The organism is Staphylococcus sp. HMSC036D05, assembly GCF_001836225.1.
Taxonomy (GTDB): Bacteria; Bacillota; Bacilli; order Staphylococcales; family Staphylococcaceae; genus Staphylococcus; species Staphylococcus caprae.
In genome coordinates this window covers 437,317-456,175 of sequence record NZ_KV827773.1, presented here as the reverse complement: position 1 = coordinate 456,175, position 18,859 = coordinate 437,317, and the positions used below count along the sequence as shown (strand labels likewise).

Here is an 18,859-nt window from a genome sequence, read left to right as displayed (position 1 = left end):
GAAAATTTCTCCGCCCATGTTACAAAATACATTTTAAACAAATAGGTATAAAAATTCAATATTTTTATTACTACAATATGCATTTATAGATTTATTTCTAAACCCAAACATTTATATTAGTGATTTTGATGTAATTAAAATTTATAATCCAAATGATATAACACTAATTACACCAACGTATTTTTTAAATTTTTTATATTACCTATCAGTTTAATTGGACTTCACATAATATTTTGTTAAGAATGATTAAAAGGTATTTTGACATCAAAGTTTATATTCAAATCAATAGCTACACGTTTTTATTGAATCTTTTGCTTAACGTAATCTACAAACGCTTGTACATCCTCAGTTTTTATTTGTTTCATTGGGACCTTCCCAATATTAAATTCAAACATGATATCTTTACCGTCATAATCAACTTGATTCACTTCATCATAACGAATATTTCTATAGTAGAATTGACCATTCATATCTACATTCATGATTAAGCGTTCATTCGTGGCAATAAAAGCACCTTCGAATTCATTTTGACCTTGCACGCTATACTCAATCACACCTAAAACTGATGGTCCTTTCTTTTCAGTTGGAAATAAATCGTCTGGATTTACATTGTCTAGAATCATAAGTAATTACGCTCCTTGCTATATCTTTCATTATAAATTTAATTATAATTGTTCTATTCCCTTTTCTAGACATCTGTAACATTCCTCAATTGTAGATTTGATATAAGGTACCTTCTCTTCTTTAATAGTTAATACGATATTTCGCTCATCTTCCTTACTTCTACTTTTATCTACATAACCTTTTAATTGTAATTTCTTAATAATTGGACTCACTGTAACAATCCCTTTTAACGAATGTGCTTTAATATTTTTAAAAGTGGTTTGCTTGTTGTTAATAATAAGTAAACCTAGAATATAAAGTTCTTCCAATGATAAGTGTTTAAAGTTGGCGGATTTTTGAATTTCTTCAAATTGTTCATGACACGTAAAATAGTATGGAATGATGGTGAAGTGATGTATATGCTTGATTGACTTTGACTTCATTTCTAGAAATGCTTTAAAATCTTCAAACATTTGTAATACTTTTTCTCGTTGATGCTGAGTTAAATTAATGACTAGTCGCCTCTGATCTAATGGATCGCGTTCTTTTGAAATCCAATTAAAATCATATAAATGGGTAATGAGCTTAAGTAAATGATTTTTTTGATAATTTTTGTAAAAAATAATAGCATTCAAACTTAAGCCTTCGCTGTGATGATGAGTAAATTGATAAATAAACTGTAATAGTTTAAATTGTTCTATTGTTAAGTAATAGGAAAATCTTAAATATTCTATTGATATGTGATCTAATACAAAGTGCGCAAGAAAACTTTTAATCTTCTGTTGATGCATTTGATGACAATCCTCTCTTAGCAATCAACCACGCTCTACAATGAACTAAGAAATTTGATGTGGGCAATACTAACTTTAGGAATATCGATTGAAGAATTTATTACGTCTTTATGATTTAATTTAGCTAACCAATGCTGTTGATGATACAGCATAAGATTGTCCAGACTTTTATTCTCATTCATCGCATATTGTTGAATATCTATATATTCACTGTCTGCATGGCTGAGTTGTTTAATATCTGAAAAAATTAATCGATACTGATGCACATTCATTTTTACCTTACTATTTAAAAAGTAAGTTACCACTTGATACTCATGTTTATATCGTGTCATTATCATCTCATCGCTTCTGTAAACAATATATCCTCTTAACTGATTTAGCATACTTAATACATATGTTAATAACTGAAACGAGTTTAATTCTTGTTTGACTGCTTTAGTTATTTCATATTGTTCAGATTGTGGTAACACTAATCCGCCCAATTTATCATAATGCGTCATCAATAATTTAAAATGATTAAGTATTGTTTGATTTAATATCGTTTCTTTACTATTTACTAAACAATCTACTTCAACAATTAATTTGGAGAGTGAAATGTTTACTGTTTCAAGTTGCATGACAGGTGTCATGATTTTATCCACTTTTGACTCTATTTGTGTTAAATCTACTTCTTCGTATTGACCCTTTTTAAATCGATAAATCAATTGATACTCTTCAAAATATCTATTAATCATTTGTTTAAGTTGTTCAACAAAATGACTTGTCACCCTTTCAATAAGAAATCCTAAATGAAGATGGTTAAATTGTCTTAATACTAAAAACAATACATCTAATGCATGATTAAAAGACATTTTTTCATTTGAAGTAAATACATCTGACCTTTGAGTTGTTATTTTAAATATTGGAGACATATTTGAATCTGCAATAAAGTGTAAGAGTTTGTATAACTCTTTGATAAACACTTCTCTTTCTTTTGAAATATTTAAATAATCCAACTCTACAATATAGTGTATCGTTCTTTTATTGATATTTAGCGCTCGTTTCATATTTAGAAAAGACAATTGATCAAAATAATTACTTTTATTTTGTTCAATGTAGATGTCTGACGGATGATATCTCACATGACTTTCTTTCATCTTTATTTGTCGTTCTTCTATTTTATGCTGAGTTGTTTCTTGTATTGAACTCACTAACTTTAGAATATGTCGATTTAAATCAATTTCTTCAGATTCATTTTGGAAGATAGACGTCGTTCTATAATCTTTTCTAATCAATTTAGGTGTTTGTCCATATGTATCTTTAAATAACTGTATAAATCGAGAATAATGATGAAATCCATGCTCAATAGCTATATCTTCAATTGGTCTATGTGTAGTTAAAATATCGATAAGACAAAACTTTAATCGAATATGATTAAGATATTGATTAAATGTTTGAAAAGGCGTTTCCTTAAACATATGCGTAAGTGTTTGATTAGATATATTTACTGCATTAACCAAATCTTGTTTATTTATCTTATTATCATGATGGTTGACTAAATATTCATGAACTTCTTCAGAAAAATACATCCTCTTATTAAACTTTAAATATTCAACTTTACAAGTACTTAATTCTACAAGAATATATTGAATTAATTTATTCGTTTCTACTTCATCTGTTTTCTGGAGACAATGCATTTCTAATAATTTTAAAATCCAATATTTAGTTCTACCTTTTTCATCTTTATCAATTTTTGAACCACTGGATAAAATATGATGCCCAGTAATTCTCATATATAAATGAATAGGTATGTCGATCACGCAGCATATCGAATCTTTACTACTTTCTATACTATAAATATCATTTAGAATCACAAATGCGATTTCATCTTTGCTTAAGTCAAATTCTTGTAAATTGATAGTCATTTTACAATTGCCTTTTAAACAGTAGAATACTCTTATACTTAACGCTTTAGTTGTTTCTATAGCTAAATGGTTAAAAACACGTATCGAATAATTATCTCTCATATGTCTTCCTCGCGATGTATTAATGTGTTTTTGTTTAATAAACTTCTCCCCGACTGTCAAAACTAAATTTAACTAGACAACATCTATTTTTCACTAATAATTGTACAATGTTCAAAATTTTAGCTGTAACAAATTAGATTAATATTATATCAATTTTCATTTTTATTTAAATAGCCTAACTCAATATTTTTACCTCAATATCCTTAATAAATCTTTTAATATCCACTCTATTTACTCATTCGTTATATTTTTTTATATTTTAATTCATTAGAAAAATCGATTATTAACAAATTCAATTGTCCTAAAGAATTTTCTGTAAATTTACAGTGTTGTAACAAGGAAATATGTTCTAAAAATATAAAAACCTGTCATCATCGAATTTAACCAGTTTAAAATTAAAAATTGAGTTAAATGAAATCGTGTAACAATATTAGCAAAAAATTACAAAACGTTAACAAGGCACACAAGCGTACTTTTTTCTGTTAAAGTATTGCTTGTCGTTAAGAGAACGAAATAAAAAATGAGTAACCTACTGGTTACATTTCTATTAAATAAAAAATTATAATTTAATTTTCAGGAGGATATTTATCAATGAAAAAAATCGCTACAGCTACAATCGCAACTGCCGGAATCGCTACTTTCGCTTTTGCAAGTCACGATGCTCACGCAGCAGAACAAAATAATGGTGGTTACAACCCAAATGATCCATCTTCTTACAGCTATTCATACACAATCGATCAAGAAGGTAACTATCATTACACTTGGCAAGGTAACTGGAGCCCAGATCGTTTAGACAATAACTACAATAACTACAATAATTACAACTATAACAACTACTCTAACTATAGTAATTCAAATAATTACTACAACTACAATAATTATGGTAATACTAATCAATCTTATTCAAACGCTTATAATCAAACTGGTGGTTTAGGTTCTAGCTATTCTTCAACTAGCAGAAATATTCATGTTACATCTACATCAGCACCATCTTCAAATGGCGTTTCATTATCAAATGCTTCTTCAGCAGGCGGTAATTTATATACTTCAGGTCAATGTACGTATTATGTGTTCGATAGAGTTGGCGGAAAAATCGGCTCAACTTGGGGCAATGCAAATAACTGGGCAAACGCTGCCGCTGCAGCAGGTTACACTGTAAATAATTCACCATCTAAAGGTGCAATTTTACAAACTTCACAAGGTGCATTCGGTCATGTAGCATATGTTGAAAGTGTAAACAGCAATGGTACAATCACTGTTTCAGAAATGAACTACGGACATGGTGCAGGTGTTGTAACTTCTCGTACAATCTCTGCTAGCCAAGCTGCTTCATACAACTACATTCACTAATATACGCACTTCATTAAAAGCATTCATCCTTTTAACAGGATGAATGTTTTTTATTTTTCTATAAAAAAAGACCTATTACCTCAATAGGCAATAGGCTAAAAAACTATTTTTTCTTAAACAAATTCAAATATTCATGTACAGTCATTCTAAATCATTATCACGTATGAATAAGATGTATCAAAAGAATTCGTTACTTTCATATAGTTATGTATCCATTCCGCTACAAAATAAATACAACAACTATATAGAAGGATATTAAAATGTTAAAACTATACGAGATATAATCGCTACATTTATATCTACAAATCATGTTTCAACATATTAAATATATTCCACTTAAAAATAAGATTAAACTTAGTTTTTACTTAACTTCTTTATTCCAATACCTGTAAATCCATAGATAATTGCAATGAAAGCACATAAATAACAAGGTACAGTCCAAATAAAGAATTCTCCAACGGATACATTTAGCTGTTGAGCATAGTAAATACCTGAAGTTCCCCATGGTATAAGTGGTAAGACCATTGTACTAGAATCTTCTAGTGTACGTGACAGTACTGGTCTAGACAGGTCCATCTTTTCAAACATTTCCTTCATCAATACGCCGACCATAATAATTACAATTGAAGCCACTCCAGCAGCAAAGACAAGCATCAAGCAACATACAACAGTTATTAATATAAGTGTACCTACAGATTTCACACCTTTTGCTACCGTCTCTAACATCACGTCTAGGCATCCGGCTTTCTCCACAATACCAGCAAATGCATAGCCACAAAAAATCGTAACTATAATTTGTGTCATACTCATCATGCCACCTTGCTCTATTAACGATATTACATTCTTAGATAAATGAGACTGATGAACCATAGTATGACTGAAACCTTCAAATGTCGCTTTGAAACCATCAATCATATTAAAATGATTATTAAACGTTCCCACTAATAAAGCACTTAGACTTGAAATGAGCATGGATGGCACCGTAGATACTCTCAATAATAAGCATATCACAATAACAATAAGTGGTATCCACACAATTAAATTTATATTATAAACCTTATCTAATTCACTCAGTAACATTTGAATTTGTTTCGGGTTAGCGTTACCTCCAGAGTGTAACCCAGCAAAGAACCACACGATTAGTCCTATAATTGATGCAGGGATAGTGGTCCACATCATCGATTTAATATGAGCAAAAATATTTACCCTTGTCACTAAAGCAGCCAAGTTCGTCGTATCAGAAAGTGGCGACATTTTATCTCCAAATACCGCCCCTGCAATGATGGCCCCAGCTGCCATACCAGGAGCTACACCTAATTGATTGGAAATAGAAATTAAAGCAATACCTGCTGTTGAAGCAGATCCCCATGCTGTACCTGTAGCAACTGATGTTATTGCACTAATGATAAACGCAGATACTAGAAAATAGCTTGGGTTAAGAAACTTTAATCCATAATATATCAATGCCGGTACTGTTCCTGAGAACATCCAGCTCCCAACGATAATACCTACAGCCAAAATAATGAAAATGGCAGGCATGGCAGTATTAAGTCTCTTTGAAATACCTTCTTCTAAATCTTCCCATCTTAATCCTACTCGATATGCTATAAAAGAAGCATATGCTGATGAAATTAATAACAGCACTTGAATAGGTATATTAAAAAAGATAAATCCAATTACAACGACAATAACCATCACAATAATCGTTGAAATTGACTCCAAAAATGTAGGCTTTCTATATTTTTGTGTCATACGATTACTCCCTTCAGCAGTGATTTGATGCAAAACCTCTTTTCTTAATATTTAATCGTGTTCAATTATTCTAAACCTAATTTATCAAGGCCTAATTCTTCTACAGTAAGACCTTCCTCAAAGAAATCACGCTCTAATATTGTAGATGCAATAACAATGACTGCATCTATATTAGGCGTTGGTACGTCTATCACTCTTCCTAAACTTGACCATAGAACTAAACCAAACGCAATATCCTCAGTTAGATAACGATTTTCAACGTGGTTAGGACCCGGAATTTGTGAAAATACTGGACTCGTATTAAACAAACGATTTAATGGTTCATCTTCATCTTGGCGTTCTAAATAGCCTCTTTGAATACGAGATTCTTTAGCTGTAGACAATTCAAACCCTAATTTTCTTCCTAAATTTAAACGTTCAATTTCAATTGCATGGAGTAAACGAACCGTGTGCTTTGTAATCCCCTCTTTATAAAGTGAGAAATTTTCCGCATAATCAATACGACCAACATTCAAGAGTGTTGGACCTGGATGCACTTCAGGGTTACCATTTTCAAGATTTGTTTTTAATAGACTTTCTTCTTTAACAAGATGATCATAAATTTGTGATACTTTCTCATAACTTTCATTAAGTTCGCTACGATCAAATGTTGAGAAAAAGACTCTTCGTACATTTAATGATAAGTCTACACGTGCATTGTCGAAATCTACACGCGTTCCATAAGTGAGTGTGTTTGCTTCAGCAAATTTAGGATGTACATCAATGTGACGGTCTTCTAATACATTCATAAAACGAATAGACCCCATAGATGCAGCAATATTGAAGAAAATAAGATGTTCATTTGTCACATAATGAGACATCACCTTAGCATAATATTCAATAAATGATGATGGAATAATAACTTGAACGATATCAGCATCTTCTAGAACATATTCAATATCATCACTTATATTAGTAAATTCTATAAACTTTTCTTCGCCCTCATTATTAAAATCAAATCCGCCTTTTTCGAAAGCATTATTAAATTTTTCAATAGATTCGTTACGACAGTATAATTTCACGTCATGACCTTTATCTACCATATCTACTGCAGCTGTTACTGCCCCGTTACCTGAACCAACAATAGCTATTTTCATACTTTATCCCTCTTTCATCTTAAAGTTGTTAAATATTCTCCTATGTATGGTTTCTATCATTTTAAATCTTTTCATAAAAAAGGAGTGGGTCTGAATTCAATCTTTATGTTATTGAATTCTGCGGCCCGCTCCGCGGTTATTTAAAAGTTATTGCTCAAACGTTATTTTCTAATTCATTATTTCAGATTCTCGACAAACCTTAATATGTCATGTCGATTAACAATACTATATAACCGATTAAAACATATTTTAAACTTATTTGGTATTTTAAGTTAGAAATTTAAATTTATCATTTAATAATATATTTTGTTTTGATATAGTTATAAGTGTATTATGTGTGTTAAATTATTTATTTTGGAGGATACATATTATGGATAACAGTGAAAATCACCGTTTCAACGAATCAGAATCAAATTCAAACCCAATGTATACATCTGAGTCAGAGCGTAATAACAACGAGCGTCATTCCGAGAGTTTAACTCAATCGCAACAACAGAATCAACATACTTCAGATGAACACAATTCAAAAATTAGACAAGATGAGGATCAAGACGCACGTTTAATGTCAATGCTCATCTATCTACTAGGTTTATTCACAAGCTTTATCGCACCTCTTGTCATTTGGTTAGTAAAACGTAAAGACTCAAAACTTGTTGATACAGCAGGTAAGACTTATTTAAATTACTTTATTTCTTATTTTATTTATGCAATTGTAGGTGTGATTTTAGTTTATGTTTTCATGTTTATAGCTATGTTAAATCCGAATAATACTGTAATAGCAGCTATTGCAGTTATCATTACGGTAATAATTGCCTTGGCTCTAGTTGTATTATCAATCGTTGCTTTAGTTTTCAATATTATTGGTTGTGTGAAATACATGTCAGGCAAAACTTATAAAATACCTTTTACTATTCCTTTCATTAAATAGTAAAAATGGTTTATTACAAGACCTTGTAATAAATCCATAAGCTTTTTTGCCTAATTATCTACACAAATGAACTAGCTATGCCCCACAGAGAATTTGTAACACACTGTAACCTTGATGGTCGTTTATTACAACGATGGTCAAGGTTTTTTTAATTGGTTTACGAAACCGTAACAACACCCACAAATAAAAATTTATCTGTTAGAGTATGTTGTGTCGTTACAGATGACGTCAAACATTTAACGAGATGTATTCTTAATACAAAGTCGCTACATTTTAAGATGTATCAAATTATCGTTATCAACTTTGGGAGGATTTTTAAATTATGAAAAAATTAGTAACTATCACTACATTAACAGCGGGTATTGGCGCATCATTATTGGGAACAACATCAAATGCGCATGCCGCAGAAAATACGCAAAATATACAAAACAACACTCAATACAAAACTAGTAATCAACAATCTTATAGTACAGAAACTACATCAGCATCTTCTACTTCAGGTAACTTATATACAGCAGGTCAATGTACTTGGTACGTGTTCGATAAAGTGGGAGGACAAATTGGTTCAACATGGGGAAATGCTAACAACTGGGCTTCTGCAGCTGAAGCATCTGGTTACACAGTTAATCACACACCTGAAAAAGGTTCTATCTTACAATCATCTAATGGCGCATATGGTCACGTCGCTTATGTAGAAAATGTGGGCAGCGATGGATCAGTTACCGTATCAGAAATGAACTATAACGGTGGCCCTTATGTTGTAGATACACGAACAATCTCATCTAGTGAAGCAAGTTCATACAATTACATCCACTTAGACTAATCAGTCTCTAAGATGATAAATAAAATCATTTCATCCCTTTAAGGTAAAATCCAAAACATTTATACCTTAAGGGGTATTTTTTAGTCTTTTTTAAACTAATATTTTACATTAACCAATTTTGAATGCCACCGTACTCAACCTTCTTAGATTGCCTATCCCCTTCTTATTTGAGAGAATAGTTTTATCACTATCAATTGGAGGCATATACATATGCAATGGCTAAAAGTCGTCATAGCAGGATTTGTGGAAATCATCTGGGTTACAGGTTTAGATAATGCACATTCTTTATTAAGTTGGGTAGTTACCCTCTTTTTTATTGCTTTAAGTTTCTATCTTGTTATCGATGCATCTAAACACTTACCAGTAGGTACAGTTTATGCCTTTTTCGTAGGTATTGGAGCAGTTGGCACTGTGCTTGTAGATATGATTTTCTTTAATCAACCTTTTACTCTTGCTAAAGTCATCTTAATGATTATCCTCATTGCAGGTATTATCGGTTTGAAACTTACTACAAATGAAAATGAAGAAGGAGGTCAATAAAGATGTCATGGATATTTTTACTTATTGCTGGCGGACTAGAGGTACTTGGTGTCGTCTTACTTAACGAATTGTCTCGCACCCAAAATAAGATATATGTCATTTTTTTAGGCCTTGCTTTTATATTAAGTTTTAGTACTTTAAAGCTTGCAATGCATGATATCCCAATGGGTACAGCTTACGCAATTTGGACTGGTATAGGCACTGCTGGTGGTACCATCATTGGCATGTTATTCTATAAAGAATCTAAACATGTTGGAAGAATTATTTGTATTTTAATGATACTTATAGCTGTAGTAGGATTACGTTTAATTAGCTAATTACAACACATGTAATTAGCTTTATTTATTGTTTGCGCTTTCCTCTTTTACTATACTGATATTAAAAGAAGGAGTGATAATGATGGAAAAAGTATATATCGCAGGCGCAATTCCTGAAGTGGGATTAAATTTATTAAAAGAACATTTTGAAGTAGAGATGTATGATGGGGATGGCATTATAGATAAAGAAACGTTAAAAGAAGGCGTTAAAGATGCCTCTGCTTTAGTTAGTTTACTTTCAACAAACGTCGATAAAGAAGTTATTGATAGTGGCAAAAACCTTAAAATTATCACTAATTATGGTGCTGGCTTCAATAATGTAGATATTGATTATGCTAGAGAGAAAAATATAGATGTAACGAATACACCAAAGGCTTCAACAAATGCTACAGCTGATTTAACAATTGGTTTAATTTTAAGTGTAGCACGCAGAATCGTTGAAGGTGACGAACTATCTAGAACTCAAGGATTTGATGGATGGGCACCGCTATTCTTCCGTGGTAGAGAAGTGTCAGGAAAGACGATTGGTATTATTGGTTTAGGAGAAATTGGTGGTGCAGTAGCTAAACGTGCACGTGCATTTGATATGGACGTTCTATATACAGGACCTCATCGTAAAGAAGAAAAAGAACGTGAAATTGGTGCCAAATATGTGGATTTAGATACGTTATTAGAAAATGCTGATTTTATTACAATCAATGCAGCGTATAATCCAGATTTACATCACTTGATCGATACTGCACAATTTAAACAAATGAAATCTACTGCTTACCTTATCAATGTGGGTCGAGGACCAATAGTAAATGAACAGGCACTTGTTCAAGCTCTTGAAAATAAAGAAATCGAAGGCGCAGCTTTAGACGTTTATGAATTCGAACCAGAAATCACTGATGAACTTAAATCATTTAAGAACATTGTACTCACACCTCATATTGGTAATGCAACATTCGAAGCTAGAGATTTCATGGCTAAAATTGTAGCAAATGATACAATTAAAAAATTAAATGGTGACGAACCACAATTCGTCGTAAATAATAAATAGACGATCACTCTAAACAAAAAAGGAGGACGAGAAATCATTAGATACTCCAGCCTCCTTTAATATATTGGCAGTAGATGTCTGAATTGAAAGTGCGCTTATATCAAGCTTCTCTCAATCCTAGCCATCCTTGCCGGGGCGGAACAACGAAAATAATTTTGCTAAATTATTTTTCTGTTCCGCTCCCATCTTTCTTTTTATTTTTCCTTTGATTTATATAAAAATTTAGTTTGTGCGGATGCGTAAGTATTAGGCATCACTTTCATCATTGCATTACGTAATTTAGCAACGAATCGATTACGTTTTTGTGCGACTTTCCCAATCTTTCTAGAACGCTTAATCACTTTAGCAGTGTGTTTAACGCGTAATTTATCATATCTTTCAATCGCTTTATCAAAGTCATAAGCTTCTAAGCAATTAACTAGCACAATCGCATCTTCCATTGCCTGCCCTGCACCTTGTCCCATATTAGGTGTCGTTGCATGAGCTGCATCTCCTAATAATAACGTTCTACCGTAGACAAATGTTTTCAAAGGTTTCATATCATAGATATCATTTAATAAGATGCCTGTCTCACTTTGTTTATCTAATATTTGACGCACCTCATTAGGAAAATGATTAAAGTAAGCTTGCAAATGTGGCTTTCCAAATGTTTGATATTTAGGATCCTTTTCTTTAGCAGGTACAGTAATAAACCAATATGCTTGATTATTAATCAGTGGTACAATGCCCACTCTACCTTTAGTACCCCAATACTCATTCGCCACATGTTCATCTTTAAGTTGAACATCATCTACAAGTCCTCTAAAACAAGTATAGCCTTGATAATTAATTTTAGTAGGCGCCTGCACCGCTTCTCTTACTTTAGAATGAAGCCCATCAGCGCCAATACATAAGTCGAATGCTTCACTCTCTTGTTCTGAAAAATGCACTGTGACTTTAGAATTCGTTTGCTCTAATCCTGTTACAACATGCTCAGTATAAATAGAGGATGGCTGAACATAAGATTTGATGATTTCTAGTAACGATTGACGTGGTAATGTGACATTTAACGTTTGACGTTTTAATTGTGCAGACATTAATTCACGTCCATTTTCATCGTACACATTCATCGCTGTCAAATTTTGCCCAGCGTTTTTAATCCCTTTAGCAAGATCATGATTACCCAACTTTTTAAGGACGTTATCGCCTATTCCGATTCCTGCGCTAACCTCACTTAAAGATGCTTTTTTCTCAAACACCTTTACTTCATGACCATGCTCTTCTAAAAGTGCAGCAGCTGTTAATCCACCAATACCTGCACCTACAATTGCAATTTTCATTCGTATACACCTCAAATTTATCATTCGTTAATATTTTATCATATGTTGTAGTGTTTAAAAGTTCGACTCAGTATTTTAAAAGTTAAATTTTACATATTCATAAAAGGAGGTTAGCAACATCTTTGACCATGTGCTAACCTCTATCTTATTTATAATATTTCTTTCTAATATCTTCTTTTTTAATACCAAACTTATCGTAATACTTTTTCATCATATCAGCTATATTGTCTACCCAATTAATATCACTCGCATATTGATGTTGACCGGGATTTTGCGGGTTCCAACGCATTTGATACAAGTTAAGCTGATTATTTTTAAAGTAATGATATCTTACAAATGATGCACCACCCATAATCGCCTTTTCAGGAGAAGTCCATGATTCTTGTTTGGCATAACTCTTACCTGTATGAACGGCATTTTCATCAAATGCACCAATACCGAAGAAATTATAATAACGATGATGTCCATCTTTCACACCTTTAGCAAGCTCAGACTTACCATTTCCAGTTTCTACTAGGGCGTGACTGATTAAATATATAATATTGACCTCATACTTATCTTGCGCCTTAATAAACGTTTGGCCTTGGTTCTCAAGAATACCCTTTCCCTTCAGAATACGATTAACTTCCGCTTCTGACATAGGGACTTTCTCAGAAATATCCATATATTTCAATGGATTATCGCCATGTTTAATCTTCATCGCTCGCGCAACATCACTATCTTGTGCATTTACAAATTTGCCATCTTTTTCCTTAGTATTAATGACACCTTCACCTTTTTGTCTTTCGACAGCTTCATTGAAGGTGTATTTTATATCATTTTTAAAAAGATTAGTATCGAAAATTAGGAAAAGAACCACAAAAATGACTAAAATAGCAATGATTAATAGAGATGTCATGCGAAACTTAGGATGCTTCATCATTTATATCTAACTCCTAAATCACTATTTTGATAAAACGAAATAGGCTATGACAATTGCTATAACAACAATAAAGAATGATACATTAATAGCAATCTTCATACCTGTACGGTCTCTAAACATGACATTAAATATCACTAAACTAATTGCTAAAGATACTGCAAAGAAAGCAATCGCTAGCATGAGTTTAAGCATAATTAAAAATACGATTCCAATAACTAACAAGACATTGGAAGTTATTGCCATGGCTTTCAATATATTAGGATTGATACGTCTTCACTCCTTGAATTTAACTTTTTCATATACATATCATCATACATGAAGTTGAAAGTAAATGTCGAATTAAAAAAAGGAAGCTGAGATATATTTAATTATCTCAACTTCCTTAAACATATTGCTAATGAACTTTAATCGCGAGACATGCCTTTAAGTAAATTCAACATATAAGTTAAACTACGGTTCATGTCATCGTCTTTTAGAATACCCATAAGATTTCGAATAGATGTACGTGCATTAGGACTTGCTTGGTTCGCTACATGTAAACCTTTATTCAAGCGATTAAGCATGTCGCTTAAATCTTTTACATTGAGATCTCCAAGTAGAAATACCATTTGCGCCATATTAGATAATAAACCTGTATAGATATCTTTATTTAATTCAACGGCAAACTTATTAATAATCACTTGTCGTGCTTTAAATCCACCATTTAGTGCATCTAAAATTTTCGCTTCATCTAAAGTATTAATTAAACGGATTGCCTTAAGAATACTATCCTTATTCTCTGCTATAGCATCAATGACTTCATTTAAATTTTCGCTCTTAATTTGTTCAGGTGACTTTTTCAGACGTTTAATTTCAGTTATTCTTTCAGCCATTATTTATCACTCTGCTTCCCTGGGAATACGTAATCAGAACGATTCCATTTTTTCTGTACTTGAACACTATATTGTGGATGACGCTGTTTATCTACACGGAAGTTTGTAGGATTCAATGGTGACTTACCACGTTTAGAAATGACTTCCATACGTGCGCTTGTACGTTTGTAAGATGGTGTATCTGTGTATTTATCAACGTCACTGTTAGTAAGTAAGTTAATTGCACCCATATCGCCATTTGCCATTGCATCGTTATTCAACGGAATATAAATTTCTTTGCCTTTCACTCGATCTGTAATATGTGCTAACAATGTTGCCTCTCCAGACTCAGAGATAAGTTTAATTTCAGCACCTTCATGTATATCGCGATCTTGAGCTAATTCAGGTGAAATTTCAACAAATGCATGTGGCATTTTGTATTTAATCATTTCAGTTTGATATGTCATGTTACCTTCATGGAAATGTTCAAGTAAACGTCCATTGTTAACGTGAATATCATATACTTCATCTTCTTTGAAGAAGTTATCAAATGTAAGTGGATAAAGTTTTGCTTTTTTATTTTCAAAATTAAATCCATCTAGATAAAGAAGTGGCGTATCCTTACCGTCTTTATCGACAGGCCATTGTAAACTATTGAAACCTTCTAAGCGATCGTAACTTACACCCGCATATGAAGGTGTTAGTCGAGCAATCTCATCCATCACTTCTCCAGGATGACTGTAGTCCCAATTAGCACCAAGTTGATTCGCAATTAATTGGAAGATTTCCCAGTCAGCTTTAGAGTCACCAAGTGAATCTAAAGCTTTATATAAGCGTTGAACACGACGTTCAGTGTTAGTGAATGTGCCATCTTTTTCTAATGAAGGACTTGCAGGTAATACAACATCTGCATAAGTCGCTGTAAATGTTAAGAATTCATCTTGTACGACCATGAAATCTAACTTTTCAAAGGCAGCCTGAACGAAGTTAATATTAGAGTCAACAATTCCTGTGTCTTCACCATATAGATATAGTGAGTGAACATCGCCATTATGGATACCTTCAATCATTTGATGATTATCGCGACCTGGCGTTGGACTTAATTCCACACCGTATTCTTTCTCAAATTTAGCTCTAATTTCATCGTCAGTTACAAGTTGGTAACCTGGGAATTGGTCTGGCATACTTCCCATATCACTACAACCTTGAACGTTATTATGGCCACGAAGCGGATAAGCACCCGCACCAGGCTTTCTATAGTTACCAGTTACAAGTAATAAGTTAGAAATTGCTGTACTTGAGTCACTACCAATATCTTGTTGCGTGATACCCATAGCCCAACAAATTGCAACGGATTCTGCTTTCGCAACTTCATGGGCAAAGCTAATCAAACGCTCTTTAGGAATACCAGTTGTGTCTTCTGCAAATTCCATTGTAAATGGTTCTAGTGATTTATAATATTCATCGAAATAGTCAACCCATTCATCTAAGAATGCCTTATCATGAAGGTCATTATCGATAATATATTTCGTTACTGCACCTAACCATACTAAGTCCGTACCTGGTTTAGGTTGATAGAATGCATCTGCACGTTCAGCCATTTCATGTTTTCTAATGTCAAACACATGAGATTTTTGACCAAATAATTTTTGTGCACGTTTCATTCGTGAAGCAATAACTGGATGGGCTTCAGCAGTATTTGTACCAATTAATACAGTCATTGCTGCTTTTTCTAAATCATCAATACCACCAGCATCGCCACCGATACCTACTGTACGTGTTAAACCTTTCGTAGCAGGTGCTTGACAATAACGTGAGCAATTATCTACATTATTTGTTCCAATCACTTGTCGTGCTAGTTTTTGCATTAAGTAAGATTCTTCGTTCGTAGCTTTTGAAGAGGAAATAAATGATAAGCTATCCGCACCATGTTTCTCTTTAATATTATTGAAGTTATCAGCGATGACTTCTAGCGCTTCATCCCATTCTACTTCATGGAAAGCACCATCTTTTCTAACTAATGGTTTAGTTAAACGTTGATCTGAATTAATATGTCCCCAAGAGAATTTACCTTTAACACATGATGCAATTTTATTTGCAGGTGAATCATGAGATGGTTGAACTTTTAAAATTTCTCTATCTTTTGTCCATACTTCGAATGAGCATCCTACGCCACAATATGTACATACTGTTTTCGTTTTATTGATATGCTCTTTACGCATTTCAGATTCTGAATCAGAAAGCGCTAATAAAGGACCATAACCTGGTTCAGATTTTTTAATTAAATCAATCATTGCTACAAGTGAACCTGGTTCAGTATCAGTCATATATCCAACGTTGCCTTCCATATTCACTTCCATCATCGCATTACATGGACATACTGTGGCACATTGACCACATGACACACATGATGATTCATTAATTGGTACATCATTATCCCAAATCACACGTGGATGTTCACGATCCCAATCAATACTGATTGTTTCGTTCACTTCTACGTCTTGACATGCCTCTACACAACGTCCACATAGGATACATTGATCAGGGTCATAACGATAAAATGGACCATAATCTTTTTCATAAGGCTTCTCTTTGTATTCATACGTTTGATGTTGAACGCCCCACTCATCCATCGTGTTATGAATTTCACAGTCGCCATTATTATAGTCACATACAGTACAATAAAGCATATGTTTTTCTAATATACGATCTAATGCTTCTTTTTGACTTGATTGAACATCGTCGTTGTTCGTTTTAACATTCATTGGACGGTCGATCGTCGTACCACAAGCTCGAGCAATCTCTCCATCAATTTCAACCATACATGTATCACATGTTTGGATTGGTCCCATTGATTCGTTATAACAAATCGCAGGTACGAAAGTATCTCGAGATCGAATGAACTCGAGTAAATTTGTGCCAGGTTCCACAAGATAATCAGTGCCATCTAATGTGACGACTAAATGTTCTTGCATAGGCTTACACCCCATTTATATATTTTTTACCGTAATAGACTTTTCATGTTTGCTTTCTCTATCTGAAAAATACCCCACATATATTTCAAGATAGAATTATCTAAATTGTATTACTTTCTATGTAAAAAGTTAAGTGTTTACTAGTATTTTGTATTTTAAAATTATTTAATTGAAAATTAATATCAATTAGAACACTAATTACCTTTTTAGTTACTATAATTATACCTAGTAAAATGACACCTCAAACAAAAAGAAGAGGCTAAAACAATCAATGATGTTCTAGCCTCCGAACTGCAGGTAAGCATTTAATAAAGTTTTAAATATCGTACCTCTTTTATAAATCTAGGTTATTTTTTAATAATTGAGTATTTTCATTTTTAGATGAATCACTTGGTACAAAGTAGTATAATCCATCATCTTGAATACCGCCTTCACCATCTAATTGATGACGATTAACTGTTTGATTCGCATCTTTATAGTTCTTTCTAATTAAGTTAAGATCTCCAAGTGTTAAATCTGTTTTTACATTATTTTGTATTTCGTCCATTAATGAATTGAAATGTGTGATTGATGAAGCACTCGACATTTTATTAGCCATCGCTTCTAACACAAGTTGTTGACGTTCTTGTCTACCAAAGTCACCGCCAGCGCCTTCTTCTTTACGACTACGTATGAATTTCATTGCTTCATCGCCATAGACATGTGTCTTTGCTCCCTTTTCAAAATGAAGACCATCAACTGAGAATGTGTCATTACTTACAACATCCACACCACCTAAAACATCAATCATATCATGTAATCCATCCATATCAATGGTTGCATAATGATCAATAGGAACGTTCATTAATTTCTCAAGAGAATTAACTGCCATATTTGGACCACCATAAGCATAGGCATGAGCAATTTTTTCTGTTGTTCCTCTTCCAACAATTTTCGCTTGAGTATCACGAGGTATACTTACTAATTCTGTTTTCTTCTCTTTAGGATTAATTGATAAAATCATGATGGTATCACTACGTTGACCTCCACCTTGCTGTTTACGTTCCGCATCAGAGTCCACACCAAATAAAGCAATTGTAAAAGGGTCTCCATTTTTTAAGTTTACTTTTCCCGAACGTAATTCTGAATGACTTCTATTTAAAGGGTTATGAATTTTATCTCCCGTAATAAATATTTTTGCACCTACATAGATGACTGCAATAACTGTAAGTAAAAATAAAATTCCCACTACCCAAAGAAGAATTTTAGTTGGCAAGCTCATTTTTCTTTTATCTGAACGTCGCATTCCAACCACTCCTTTTCGTTTTATTTCATATTCATATTCTTATTCCATTGATAAGTATATTATAAAATAAAATATTTACTATACATCTGTAGACCTATTCATTGATTTATTTTAGAGGAATAAACAAAAATGAATAATTTTATATATATAATCAAAAAATGAGGATGAAATATAATTTAATATCTCATCCTCATTTAACATATTGGCAGTAGATGTCTG

17 protein-coding genes are annotated in these 18,859 nt (G+C 32.6%); 6 read left to right on the top strand and 11 right to left on the bottom strand.

Going from position 1 to position 18,859, the window contains the following annotated elements; translation table 11 throughout:
* Positions 1-299 precede the first annotated feature (299 nt).
* The 3 genes from HMPREF2580_RS02670 to HMPREF2580_RS02660 are packed head-to-tail and all read right to left on the bottom strand — an operon-like array spanning position 300 to position 3,400.
* The gene (locus HMPREF2580_RS02670; protein WP_070830316.1) at positions 300-623 is read right to left on the bottom strand and encodes a PH domain-containing protein; all 324 of its coding nucleotides are present in this window, start codon (positions 621-623) and stop codon (positions 300-302) included.
* 42 nt (positions 624-665) lie between these two features.
* Entirely contained in the window at positions 666-1,394 is a 729-nt protein-coding gene (locus HMPREF2580_RS02665; protein WP_044466804.1) for a transcriptional regulator, SarA/Rot family, read from the bottom strand.
* A 35-nt stretch (positions 1,395-1,429) separates the two neighbouring features.
* Positions 1,430-3,400: a helix-turn-helix transcriptional regulator gene (locus tag HMPREF2580_RS02660; RefSeq protein ID WP_070830315.1), complete on the bottom strand. Its 1,971-nt coding sequence runs from the start codon at positions 3,398-3,400 to the stop codon at positions 1,430-1,432.
* Between the two features lie 591 nt (positions 3,401-3,991).
* Between HMPREF2580_RS02660 and HMPREF2580_RS02655 the strand changes: the two genes are divergently transcribed.
* Complete coding sequence (locus HMPREF2580_RS02655; protein WP_070830314.1) at positions 3,992-4,750, top strand: CHAP domain-containing protein; 759 nt, start codon at positions 3,992-3,994, stop codon at positions 4,748-4,750.
* 354 nt (positions 4,751-5,104) lie between these two features.
* Here the strand turns inward: HMPREF2580_RS02655 and nhaC are convergent, their stop codons facing one another.
* Positions 5,105-6,502 carry a Na+/H+ antiporter NhaC gene (gene nhaC / locus HMPREF2580_RS02650; RefSeq protein ID WP_070830313.1) on the bottom strand — a complete coding sequence of 466 codons (1,398 nt, stop codon included), beginning with the start codon at positions 6,500-6,502 and terminating at the stop codon, positions 5,105-5,107.
* Between the two features lie 65 nt (positions 6,503-6,567).
* Positions 6,568-7,638 (bottom strand): NAD/NADP-dependent octopine/nopaline dehydrogenase family protein, encoded by a 1,071-nt coding sequence (locus tag HMPREF2580_RS02645; protein ID WP_002443851.1) that lies wholly within the window; start codon positions 7,636-7,638, stop codon positions 6,568-6,570.
* 424 nt (positions 7,639-8,062) lie between these two features.
* Between HMPREF2580_RS02645 and HMPREF2580_RS02640 the strand changes: the two genes are divergently transcribed.
* From HMPREF2580_RS02640 to HMPREF2580_RS02620, 5 genes are all read left to right on the top strand, one after another.
* A complete protein-coding gene (locus HMPREF2580_RS02640) occupies positions 8,063-8,566 on the top strand; it encodes a DUF4870 domain-containing protein (RefSeq protein ID WP_371106728.1) in 504 nt (167 codons plus the stop codon).
* Between the two features lie 322 nt (positions 8,567-8,888).
* Entirely contained in the window at positions 8,889-9,389 is a 501-nt protein-coding gene (locus HMPREF2580_RS02635; RefSeq protein ID WP_070830312.1) for a CHAP domain-containing protein, read from the top strand.
* Positions 9,390-9,599: 210 nt separating this feature from the next.
* On the top strand, positions 9,600-9,929 hold the full coding sequence (locus tag HMPREF2580_RS02630) for a DMT family transporter (RefSeq protein ID WP_002443857.1): 330 nt from the start codon (positions 9,600-9,602) through the stop codon (positions 9,927-9,929).
* A 2-nt stretch (positions 9,930-9,931) separates the two neighbouring features.
* Positions 9,932-10,246 (top strand): DMT family transporter, encoded by a 315-nt coding sequence (locus HMPREF2580_RS02625; RefSeq protein ID WP_070830311.1) that lies wholly within the window; start codon positions 9,932-9,934, stop codon positions 10,244-10,246.
* 82 nt (positions 10,247-10,328) lie between these two features.
* A complete protein-coding gene (locus HMPREF2580_RS02620; RefSeq protein WP_070830310.1) occupies positions 10,329-11,288 on the top strand; it encodes a 2-hydroxyacid dehydrogenase family protein in 960 nt (319 codons plus the stop codon).
* Positions 11,289-11,482: 194 nt separating this feature from the next.
* On the opposite strand, the gene HMPREF2580_RS02615 is transcribed toward HMPREF2580_RS02620, so the two are convergent.
* The 6 genes from HMPREF2580_RS02615 to HMPREF2580_RS02590 all read right to left on the bottom strand — a co-directional run bounded on the left by HMPREF2580_RS02615 (position 11,483) and on the right by HMPREF2580_RS02590 (position 18,640).
* A complete protein-coding gene (locus HMPREF2580_RS02615; protein WP_070830309.1) occupies positions 11,483-12,607 on the bottom strand; it encodes an FAD-dependent monooxygenase in 1,125 nt (374 codons plus the stop codon).
* A gap of 145 nt (positions 12,608-12,752) precedes the next feature.
* Positions 12,753-13,529, bottom strand: coding sequence for an N-acetylglucosaminidase (locus HMPREF2580_RS02610; protein WP_070830308.1), 777 nt, complete (start codon positions 13,527-13,529; stop codon positions 12,753-12,755).
* A 21-nt stretch (positions 13,530-13,550) separates the two neighbouring features.
* Positions 13,551-13,772: a hypothetical protein gene (locus HMPREF2580_RS02605; RefSeq protein ID WP_002443867.1), complete on the bottom strand. Its 222-nt coding sequence runs from the start codon at positions 13,770-13,772 to the stop codon at positions 13,551-13,553.
* A 161-nt stretch (positions 13,773-13,933) separates the two neighbouring features.
* The gene (locus tag HMPREF2580_RS02600; RefSeq protein WP_002443868.1) at positions 13,934-14,401 is read right to left on the bottom strand and encodes a helical membrane plugin domain-containing protein; all 468 of its coding nucleotides are present in this window, start codon (positions 14,399-14,401) and stop codon (positions 13,934-13,936) included.
* Positions 14,401-17,355, bottom strand: coding sequence for a formate dehydrogenase subunit alpha (gene fdhF, locus HMPREF2580_RS02595; RefSeq protein WP_070830307.1), 2,955 nt, complete (start codon positions 17,353-17,355; stop codon positions 14,401-14,403). The genes HMPREF2580_RS02600 and fdhF overlap by 1 nt, the downstream gene beginning before the upstream one ends.
* Before the next feature lie 334 nt (positions 17,356-17,689).
* On the bottom strand, positions 17,690-18,640 hold the full coding sequence (locus HMPREF2580_RS02590) for an LCP family glycopolymer transferase (RefSeq protein ID WP_070830306.1): 951 nt from the start codon (positions 18,638-18,640) through the stop codon (positions 17,690-17,692).
* Positions 18,641-18,859: the final 219 nt, after the last annotated feature.